At 70.7% G+C, this 8,882-nt stretch carries 8 protein-coding genes and 2 pseudogenes; 6 read left to right on the plus strand and 4 right to left on the minus strand.

Annotation, left to right across the window (positions count from 1 at the left end; translation table 11 throughout):
- Positions 1-174: 174 nt before the first annotated feature.
- Together ACIQCZ_RS42215 and ACIQCZ_RS42220 are read right to left on the minus strand one after the other, a co-directional pair.
- Positions 175-534 (minus strand): annotated as a pseudogene (locus ACIQCZ_RS42215) (ATP-binding protein); the annotation flags it as partial.
- A pseudogene (locus ACIQCZ_RS42220) lies at positions 534-1,431 on the minus strand (Mu transposase domain-containing protein); the annotation flags it as partial. The pseudogenes ACIQCZ_RS42220 and ACIQCZ_RS42215, both read right to left, overlap by 1 nt.
- Before the next feature lie 758 nt (positions 1,432-2,189).
- Between ACIQCZ_RS42220 and ACIQCZ_RS42225 the strand changes: the two are divergent.
- From ACIQCZ_RS42225 to ACIQCZ_RS42245, 5 genes are all read left to right on the plus strand, one after another.
- Complete coding sequence (locus tag ACIQCZ_RS42225; RefSeq protein ID WP_402291485.1) at positions 2,190-2,717, plus strand: RNA polymerase sigma factor; 528 nt, start codon at positions 2,190-2,192, stop codon at positions 2,715-2,717.
- On the plus strand, positions 2,714-3,418 hold the full coding sequence (locus ACIQCZ_RS42230) for a hypothetical protein (RefSeq protein WP_402291487.1): 705 nt from the start codon (positions 2,714-2,716) through the stop codon (positions 3,416-3,418). Before ACIQCZ_RS42225 ends, ACIQCZ_RS42230 begins: the two co-directional genes overlap by 4 nt.
- A gap of 167 nt (positions 3,419-3,585) precedes the next feature.
- Positions 3,586-3,888 carry a PqqD family peptide modification chaperone gene (locus ACIQCZ_RS42235; RefSeq protein WP_402291489.1) on the plus strand — a complete coding sequence of 101 codons (303 nt, stop codon included), beginning with the start codon at positions 3,586-3,588 and terminating at the stop codon, positions 3,886-3,888.
- Complete coding sequence (locus ACIQCZ_RS42240; RefSeq protein WP_402291491.1) at positions 3,885-4,115, plus strand: hypothetical protein; 231 nt, start codon at positions 3,885-3,887, stop codon at positions 4,113-4,115. The genes ACIQCZ_RS42235 and ACIQCZ_RS42240 overlap by 4 nt, the downstream gene beginning before the upstream one ends.
- Before the next feature lie 9 nt (positions 4,116-4,124).
- On the plus strand, positions 4,125-4,514 hold the full coding sequence (locus ACIQCZ_RS42245; protein WP_402291499.1) for a DUF1877 family protein: 390 nt from the start codon (positions 4,125-4,127) through the stop codon (positions 4,512-4,514).
- On the opposite strand, the gene ACIQCZ_RS42250 is transcribed toward ACIQCZ_RS42245, so the two are convergent.
- On the minus strand, positions 4,484-5,029 hold the full coding sequence (locus ACIQCZ_RS42250; protein WP_402291493.1) for a methyltransferase domain-containing protein: 546 nt from the start codon (positions 5,027-5,029) through the stop codon (positions 4,484-4,486). The two genes, ACIQCZ_RS42245 and ACIQCZ_RS42250, sit on opposite strands and share 31 nt — an antisense overlap.
- Positions 5,030-5,284: 255 nt before the next feature.
- Positions 5,285-7,801, minus strand: coding sequence for an SdrD B-like domain-containing protein (locus ACIQCZ_RS42255; protein WP_402291495.1), 2,517 nt, complete (start codon positions 7,799-7,801; stop codon positions 5,285-5,287).
- A gap of 139 nt (positions 7,802-7,940) precedes the next feature.
- On the opposite strand from ACIQCZ_RS42255, the gene ACIQCZ_RS42260 reads away from it, so the two are divergent.
- Complete coding sequence (locus ACIQCZ_RS42260; RefSeq protein WP_402291497.1) at positions 7,941-8,735, plus strand: hypothetical protein; 795 nt, start codon at positions 7,941-7,943, stop codon at positions 8,733-8,735.
- The last annotated feature ends 147 nt before the right edge of the window (positions 8,736-8,882 follow it).

Genomic DNA, 8,882 nt, shown 5'->3' on the forward strand with positions numbered 1-8,882 from the left:
CGACCGCACCTCATCGACGGCTGCCGCATAGGCACCGGCCTGACCTTGACCAGCTGACACGATCAGGCCGACATCACACATTCAAGTTCAGTAGCAATGCATCAACGACGCAGAACGCTCACGGTGACGCTCGTTGCAGACAAAGAATCGAAGGGCTCACGCCCCGCTGATAACGCTTGGTCCACAGATACAAAAATTCTCTCGCCGTCCGACCCACTCCAGGCTCTTGAGCGCGTCCTGAGCGGCCCTGGGGATGGACGACTTGGACTCGTGCCAGTCCCCGAAGGTCTTCCCGGTGGGGAACCCGGCCCGCTTGCGGCGGGTGTGCAGGTTGGCCCGGTCGCGGCCGGCCGCCTCCTCGGCCAGCAGGACGCGGACGACCTCGGCGGGATCCCAGCGTTGGGCCTTCGCGGTGGGGATGATGTCGGTCAACGACCTGCGGATGTGCGGGAGTTTGAGCCGACGGGTCAGCTCGATGGCCTCGGCGAGCGGGTCGCCGTTGGTGCCGGGAACGGTGCGAAGAGGGGTGGCCATCAGAGGTGGTCGCTTTCGTCGTACTCGGAAAGATCAGCAGTGCTGGCGGCAGGGGCGCCGAGGGCGGACCAAGCGGAGGTGCCGGGCTGCAGCGAGTGGTCCTCGCTGCGGCGGACCGGCTCGGCCAGGCCGTGGACGGCCTGGTAGTCGAGGATCGACATGAGGTCCTTGTCCGCGGAAGCGGGCGGTGACCGCGGCGGTGCCGAGCGCCCGGTCAACTTCCGCTGCAGAGTAGAGCTTTGACAGGGCGACGGCCTCGGTCATCTTCGCCTTGATCCTTCTGACGCCAGCCGCCCCGGCCTCGATCAGCCAGCTCGCGGCGCCGGGGCCGAGCCGGAGGAACGCGGCCTCCTCGGCGGAGGTGGCCCGTGGAGTCCGGTCGGCTTCCTTGTCCTCGCGCGGCGGGTAGTGGGCATCCTCCAGGACCGGGCTGCCGGGCTCGCCGCGCAGGTGGCGGGCGACCTCGACCGCCGAGCCGTCCTCGTCGACGGCGGTGACGATCAGCTCGTCGCCGTGGAACCGGGCCCAGACCCGGCTGTCGATCAGCTCGTGCGGGACCGAGTAACGGACCGCTTCGACCGAGATCGTCGACTCCCAGGTGACCCGGCGGGTGGTGCCGAACGTGGCGGTGAACGGCCGCTTGGGCAGCGGGTGAAGACGCTGACGTTCCTCGGCGAGCCGGTAGACGGGCTTGCTCCGAGCCGCCCGGTGAATACGGGAGTTGACCTCCTCGCAGAAGCTGCGGCAGGCAGCCTCCAACTGGCCGAAGGTCTGGTACTCCTCCCGCAGGTTCACATCCTTGGGGACCAGGTCCGCCTTCGCGATCTTCACCGTCGACTCCGAACCGCCCTTCGTCTCGGGATCCGTCGGCACGCAGGTACGTATGGTCGTGCCGTAAAGGTGGATCGGGAGTGGGCCATGCTGACAGGCAGCTGCCCGTGGCCCCTCCGGTAGAGACCAGCGTGGTGCGGCGGCACTCCCGTCCCCGCATCCGCTGACCGGCCGGCAGCCTCGACGCCTGCCCGGCCACTCGAGGCTGCCGGACCGGCCGGTCTTGTTGGGCCCCCTTCCGGCCTGGCAGCCTCTACCCCTTGGAACCGGAACCGCCCAGGACATGGCGTCGTTGACCCGGACGTGGATGGGTACACCTGTGCGCTCCTCGACGATGAATACCTGGACCGACGGCCGAGCTCCATGACCCCAACGAGCGCGTCCTAGTCGGCCTTGAGCGGACGCATCCGGATCAGCCTGACAGTGCGTCGGACACCAGCGGCATCATGGCCGGCCGCGGCATGGTCGTGCTTCCACGGGAGGTTCTCCGTCTGCCGGGCCTGACCGGCAGCCTCTGGGGCGCGTGGAGTGGCTGGTTTCGCTGCTCGTGGCGAATTCCTCTCGCGCGCCTGAGGGTGCGGCTGTGACGTCGCTCACCTGGAGTGCAACGTGCTGGCGAAGGCATGTCACGCGAGAACCGGCGTCACACCAGGTCAGAGCGTATGTACTGACCGTCATGTGGTCACGTTCTGCCGATAGGTGGTCTCGGTGTGTGATTTCCATTCGGGTCTGCATGCGCGATCGGCAGATCCAGCCGATTGAGTAGTCCGTGCCGGCCCCCCGGAGGGAGCCGGGACCGTATCAGCCCTCAACGAAGAGGCTTCATGACCGACCACGTACGTGAGGAAACCGCCGGCCGCAGCCCGGTGACCGAGGCCCCGCTCCCACTTCCACTGGAGTTCGAAGCCCACTACCTCACCAACCAGGAAGCGTTCCACGAGTACGCCCTGTTCATCCTGCACACGAACGACCGGGCGGAGCGGGCCGTGCACCGCGCCTTCCTGGAGATCCTGCGGCACTGGGACGACCTGCTTGTCGAGCCCGATCTGCAGGAGCAGACCTGGCAGATCATGCGCCGCGTCGTCATCGACGACCTGATCGGCACCCTCCGCGAGAACCTCGCCACGATGGACAGCGGAATCGGCCTCTACCCGGCCCTCAGCAAGCTGCCCCCGCGTCAGTTCGACGCGATCGTCCTGCGTTACATCGCCAAGTACGACACCAAGCACATCGCCTGGTACATGGGCCTCTCGCCCAGCACCGTCAACCACCACTGCCGCAGGGCCCAGGACCGCCTCGCCCCCGTCTACCGCAACGCCACGTGCCCGATGAAGAAGGAAGACACCCTGTGAACGACTGGGAGAAGGCCTTCGCCGATGCCGACATCTCCGCCCGAGAACGCCGCCGCCCATTCGACGTCGGCACCGGACTGCGCCGCATCGCCCGGGACGCCGGCTACGTCCACCCCGTCCCCGCCCAGGCCCCCCGGGTTCCGGGCGCCCGGCGCCGCCTCGGCGTCATGTCCCGATGGACCGTTACCCAGGCCGGGGCGGCCGCGCACGTCGAAGAACTGGCCGCGCTCCTGGGCGACGACGAGAGCGTCGCCCGGTTCGACGGCTGGACCGCGGGCGTGGACATCGACGGCGTCCAAGTCTTCGCGTGCATGCTCTACCTCGCCCACCAGCCCGAAAGCGCCCGGTTCTGGTGGCGGTTCGCGGCCGGCGCCGGACACGGCGGCGCGGCCTACTGCCTCTACCTCGACCACCTCGGCCTCGGCGAGGACCGCGAAGCCCGCTTCTGGAAACGGCAGGTCACCACGTTCTTCCGCAGCGGCCCGGTCCGGACCTCCGCCATCGACCCCGACGAGTTCCTGGAGGCCCTGGAGACCTTCACCGGCTATTCCGCCCGCCACCACACCTGCCGCGCCGTCCCCACAGGGCGTCTGGAAGCAGAGGTCGAGCGCCTGGTCGACCGGCACACCACCACCGACGGCCTCGTCTGCCGCCCCGACGCTATCCTCGCCAACCGCATTCACGAACTCGCCAGCCAGTGACGGATGAAGCAGGTCCGGCCGGGCTGAAAGTTCCCACGTTGCCCGACCCGGGCCTCGGCCGGGCAGCCGAACGCCCAGGCGCGCCCTGCACCTGGTGGTGTCCGCCGAGGTGCGGCTGCGGCAGCATGCCGCCGCCACCTCAACGTGGTGGGAGGAGGTGGGTGGCCGTGTGGCGGTTGCCTGAGGGCGCCCACCCCGTACTCACCGATGAGGGCGGCGCGATCCTCAGCGAACGGACCGGCCGCTGGGCCTACCTGACGCCGACCGCGTCGGCCGCCGCGATGCTCCTGCTCGCCTCCACCAGCCAGGAGGAGGCCGCCGGACGGTTCGCCGAGCGGTACGGCATCGGAGTGGGGCAGGCTGCCGCCGACGTCCGCACGGTCGCCGAGGCGCTGGCCGCCCAGGGCCTTGCCCTGGGCGGCCAGCCGGCGGCCAGGGCGCGCCGCCACCGGTGGAGGTGGCCGTCGTGACTAGCATGGAGGCGTACTCCACCGCCCGGACCGGCACCCTCACCGAGCGCCTGGCCGCCGCGGCCGGACTCACGCTCGCCCCGGTGCTGCTGCGGCTGCCGTTCCGGCACACGGTCCGGGCCCCCGCCCTGCCCGCCACCCTCGCGTACAACGAGGACACCCTGGAGTCCGAGGACGGGGAGTTCACGCCCCTGCGGACCGGGGTCCGCCATTTCTCCACCTACTAGGCGTGACACCTGCTCGACTTCCTGCTGCGGCGCGTGGACTTCCCCGTGAACGTCGTCCACGGGGAAGAAGCGCTCGGCAAGGCCGACGACTGGGGCTACGGCCTGCCGCACCACCTCCCGGCGGACCGGGTCCGCCTCGCCGCCGAGACGCTGAGCGGTCTGACATATGACCGGCTCCTCGACGGCGTCGACCCGCGCGACCTGACGGTGGCGGAGATCTACCCGCCGGGCTGGGAGGAGCCCGGCGCACTCGACTGGGCCAGGGACCGGTTCACCGGCCTGACCGCGTACTTCGAGGCCGCCGCCCGGGAACGGCCACGCGGTCGTCGTCTGGCTGGACTGATCCGGCGTCGGCCTCGGCGGCGGTGTCACGCCGACCGGGTCGCGGTGACGACGTAGTAGTCCAGGACATGGTCCTCGTAGGCACGCAGGAAGTTTCGGGGCCAGGTGCCCGGGGCCCACCACTGGGCGAGCCACAGGTCCCAGCCCGGCCAGACGTCCGAGCCGATCGACTCGACGTGCACCCGCTTGAGTCCGGCCGCCGTGAACGCGTCCGCGAGCGCCTGCACCGGACGGGCGATGTCCAGGCCGTTCGCGTATGTCTCCAGGAGCCGGGCCGGCTCCTCGGTCCGGCCGGGCGCGTCGTCCACGGTGAAGAAACTGGTGACGGCCAGCCGGCCGCCCGGCCGCAGCACCCGCGCCGCCTCCGCCGCGAAGGCCTCCAGGTCCGGGAAGTGCTGAGCGGCCTCGACGCTGATGAGCGCGTCGAACTCGCCGTCCGCCATGGGCATGCGTTCCGCCGCCCCCCGGACGAACCGCAGCCGCTCCCCGTCCGTCGCGAGCAGACCGGCCTGGGCATCGCGCGCCCGCTCCAGCTGGTCCGGGTGGATGGGTACTCCGCCGCACCGAGTCACGGAGTCACCGAGCGGCGGTCATGACGACGGGCCGGTGCGTCGCACCGGCCCGTCGCAGTGATGTCCGCGGCTGTCCGCAGCTATCCGTCAGTGGCCGACTGAAGACGACCGGTCTGGTGGGCACGCTGGTCGAAGGAGCTTGTGGCCGCTGGGCTCCGCCGTCGCTCAGTCGCAGCGACCGTTGAGCCCGCGGCCGACTGACGGCCGGCGTCCCAGCCAGAACGGCTTGACAAGAAGATTAGGAATTGTGGGTGGTCAGTGGAGCCTGGATCGGCGCCTGCGGGTCACGAGGACGACTGCCGCGCCCGCCCCGACCAGCAGGGTGGTGAGCGCGAGGTACAGGCCCGTACGGGACGTCCCCGTGTGGGCGAGGGAGCCCGAGCCGCCGTTCGGGACCGGGCCGACGGGCGCCGTGGAGGTCGGCGGCGTCGACGGTGCGTGCGTCGGCGGGGTGCTGGTCGGCGGAGCCGAGGTCGTTGGAGTCGGGGGCGGTGTGGGCGTCGGCGGGGTCTTCTCGGGGATGTACACGCCGGCGTCGATCGTGTGGTCGACCTCTCCCGCCTTCGCGGGTGCCGTGACCGGCGCGGATCCCTCGCACAGCTGCCCGGTGGTCGGAGGCGTCACGTTGGAGTCGTGCGCCCGGTCGTCACCGGCCCGCGGGAGCGTGAAGCGCAGATCGGTGGCCGCCGGGTGGCCGGGCACCTGGCTGGTGTCCGCCGTACACACGTCGAACTGCACGGTGTAGTCGGCACCCGGCGTGAGCTCGTACGCCGCCCCGACTCCGCCGAAGTAGTACTCGCCCGCGGCGTCGGTCTTGGTCGTGGCGACCTGCTTGCCGTCGGCGTCGAGCAGGTTGATCGTGGCGCCCGGCAGCAGGACGTGCCCGGGGTCCTGGATGCCGTTGTGGTCACCGTCGAACCAGACCACGTTGCCGATCTGGATCGGCGCGTTTGCCGCGGCGTGCGCGATGTCGCCGAGGCCGCCGGCCTTGCCGAACCCGTTTCCATCGACGAACTGGTACGCGTTGCCGTTCGGGTTGTTGCCCGGGCCGGCCCCGGTGGTGACGTCGTAGAAGCCGGCACCGGCGGTGCTGACGTGGACGGTCGGGTCCATCTGGGTGCTGATGACCCACTGCTGCTGCGGGATGTAGGCGACCGATCCGAGCGAGGTCTCCTGGTGCAGTCCGCGCTGGTTTGGGGCCGGGGTGGCCGCGCCGGAGAAGAAGTCGCCGGGGAAGTACTCGACGACGCCTTCCGCCTCCATGCCGTCGTTGGCGGGAGTCGCGTGGTTCGGGCAGTCCTCGGTGCCCTCCCAGGCGTACCCGCCGGTGGGCTTGGCGCAGGCCATGGTGATGTCACCGCCGGCCATGCCGCCCTGCGGGGTGTTCTTGTCGGGCCTCGGGTCGAGCCCGCCGGCGACGTCCATGAACCGGTCGCGGAAGCCGAGGATCACCGAACCGTCGCGGGCGAAGGCCATACTGGCCAGCTCCGGCTGCGGACCGACCATCGTGGTGCCCACCACGCGGCTGTCCCAGGTCTCCAGGCGGGTGTCCCACGGGTTCCAGAAGCGGGACGCCTCGTGGTTCGGGAAGCCGACGTACACGTCCCCGCGCTCGGCGGTCAGCGGATGGTTCAGCACGGGGGTGAACTGCTTGCCGTCGTACGTGGAGACGACGGCCTTCAGGTCCGCGCGCTTCTGCGTGCTCTCCGCGCTGCACACGCCGCCGACGTACAGGGTGTTGTCGCGGACGGCCAGACCGGTCGGCCGCCAGTCGCCGACCGAGGCGCAGCCCGGGTCGGGGATCGGCACCGTGGCCTTCGGCGCCGAGGCGCGCGCCCCGGTGGCGTCGAAGCTGACCAGGCTGCGGGTGAGCATGTTCACCGCGTACAGCGTCGAGCCGTCCTCCGACAGGGCCAGGCCGCCGATACTCTCCTTGCCCGGCGCGTCGGTGAACCCGGCGTCCTTGAGCATGTTGGCGCTGTCGTGCGCCGTCGCCGTGGCGCCCGGCACCTTCGCGAACAGCGTCGGGGCGCCGCCGCCGTCGGCCGGCACGGCGTAGATCGCGTTGCCGCCCTCCGGCCCGTACGCGGCGAACCGCCGGGCGAACGCGGCCTGGAACAGCCGCTTGCGGTACTTGTCATAGGCCAGGCCCGTGGTCGTCCCCACCTGCTCCTGCGTGGCGAGCACGGTCGGGCAGGCCTTGTCTGCGGGACAGGTGCCGCGGGCGTCCGTCCCGAACGCCACCAGCGCCCGGGTGTCGCTCGCGCCGGGACCGGTCTGCACCGGTACGAAGTAACGGGTGTCCGGCAACGCGTAGTCGGCCGCGTCCCAGACCCCGGTGATCACCGAGTCGTCCTTGCCCTCGGAGACGTCCACGAACGACGTGAAGCTGTCGAAGTGGTTCTCCGCGGTGGAGGCGGGCGCCGCCCGCAGATAGCGGTCGTACGGCGCCGGGACGCTGACGTCGACGCGGTACCGGCCACCGGTCAGTTCGGCCGGCGGGGGCACCACGACCTTGCCGGTGGCGTCCGTGGTGCCGGTGACGTGATGGCCGGCCGGGTCGGAGACGTCGACCCTCATGCCCCGCTGCGGCACGTCCATGGTCGTGTTGATCACGCCGGTGCCGAAGAAGTCCCGCAGCACCTGGACCGTCAGCGTGCCGTCGGAAGTGGCGGCGCCGGCCTGTCCGGCGCCTGTCGCGATGGTGCCGGTGGCCCCACCGACCAGTAACAGACCGGACAGCCCCACGCGTGCCAGTCTTGGAATCGCCATGTACGGGCACTCCTCTTTGTCGTCCTATGTCCCTACGGACACAGCAACCAACCGCAATATCCCATAACTTGACGCGTGATCAGGTCGGAAAGCGGAATTTACGGGTTGGGTCAGCGGGAGCCTGTTAGCATCCCGCCGCGTGCGGAGCATCAGAATCAGGCGAGGTCTCCCGCGGGGCGCGGCGGACCGGCGCGGCAGGAAGTGGCCCCGGGCGCGCTGGATGGCGGCCGCTGGCATCGGCGTCGCGGCTGCCGCGGCCCTCACGTTGGCCCTCGTCGGCGGCGGCGAGCCCGCCGTCCGTCGTGCGCTGACCTCGGACGAGGCGAACCGGCTGGCGGTCGCGCGGTTCCGTAACTACGAAGCGGAAGGCCGCGCGGTGACGATCACCGTGCCGGGCGCGGCCGGCGGGCTGGTCGTCACCGGATCCGTCGACTACCGCGCGAAGAGGGGGTACGGGGTGGTGCGCGGAACCGGACGTGACGCGTCCGGCGACGGCCTGATCGAGTGGACGGCCGCCACCGTCCGGTTCCACCCGCTGGCGGACCCCCCGGCGACCGCGCCGGCGTCGCCGCCCGCGACCGGCTGGTACGACCGTCCGCTGCGGACGGCCGGCAACACCCTGGACAGTTCGCTGGCCATCGCCCTCGGCCTGGGCAGCGACCGCCCGGACAACGCCCAACTGCTGCCGCAGAACGGTGCCGCGTGGGTCGGGTCCGGCCAAGCGCGCGGCCGGCGGACGGACGTCATGACCGGCCCGGACGCCCGCGGCAAGGCGGGTACGGCGGACAGCGTGCGTTACTGGGTCGGCGAGGACGGCACCATGTACCGGGTGCAGGCCGACGTGGCCTCCGAACCGCGGCCGGTGGTCATCGAATTCGACACCCAGAAGTACGTCCCCGTCCGCCCGGCACCGAAGGCGACGCCTACGCGGTGACCCCGGCCCCGGCACGAGTACTGCAACGGTCACGACAAAGACCGTTGCAGTACTAGTGTCCTGCGCCGGAGATTCGTTGGCAGAAACGCGCGAGGGAGTCGAGGATCTCCTCGGCCGTCTTGGTCCAGGTGAACGGTGTTGGGTTTT

It is taken from the genome of Streptomyces sp. NPDC093149 (assembly GCF_044754145.1).
Classification (GTDB): domain Bacteria; phylum Actinomycetota; class Actinomycetes; order Streptomycetales; family Streptomycetaceae; genus Streptomyces.

Excerpts from the sequence above, each read along its gene's own strand:
- ACIQCZ_RS42255 (WP_402291495.1), bottom strand. The coding sequence starts at position 7,801 with ATGGCGATTCCAAGACTGGCACGCGTGGGGCTGTCCGGTCTGTTACTG.
- ACIQCZ_RS42225 (WP_402291485.1), top strand. The coding sequence starts at position 2,190 with ATGACCGACCACGTACGTGAGGAAACCGCCGGCCGCAGCCCGGTGACC.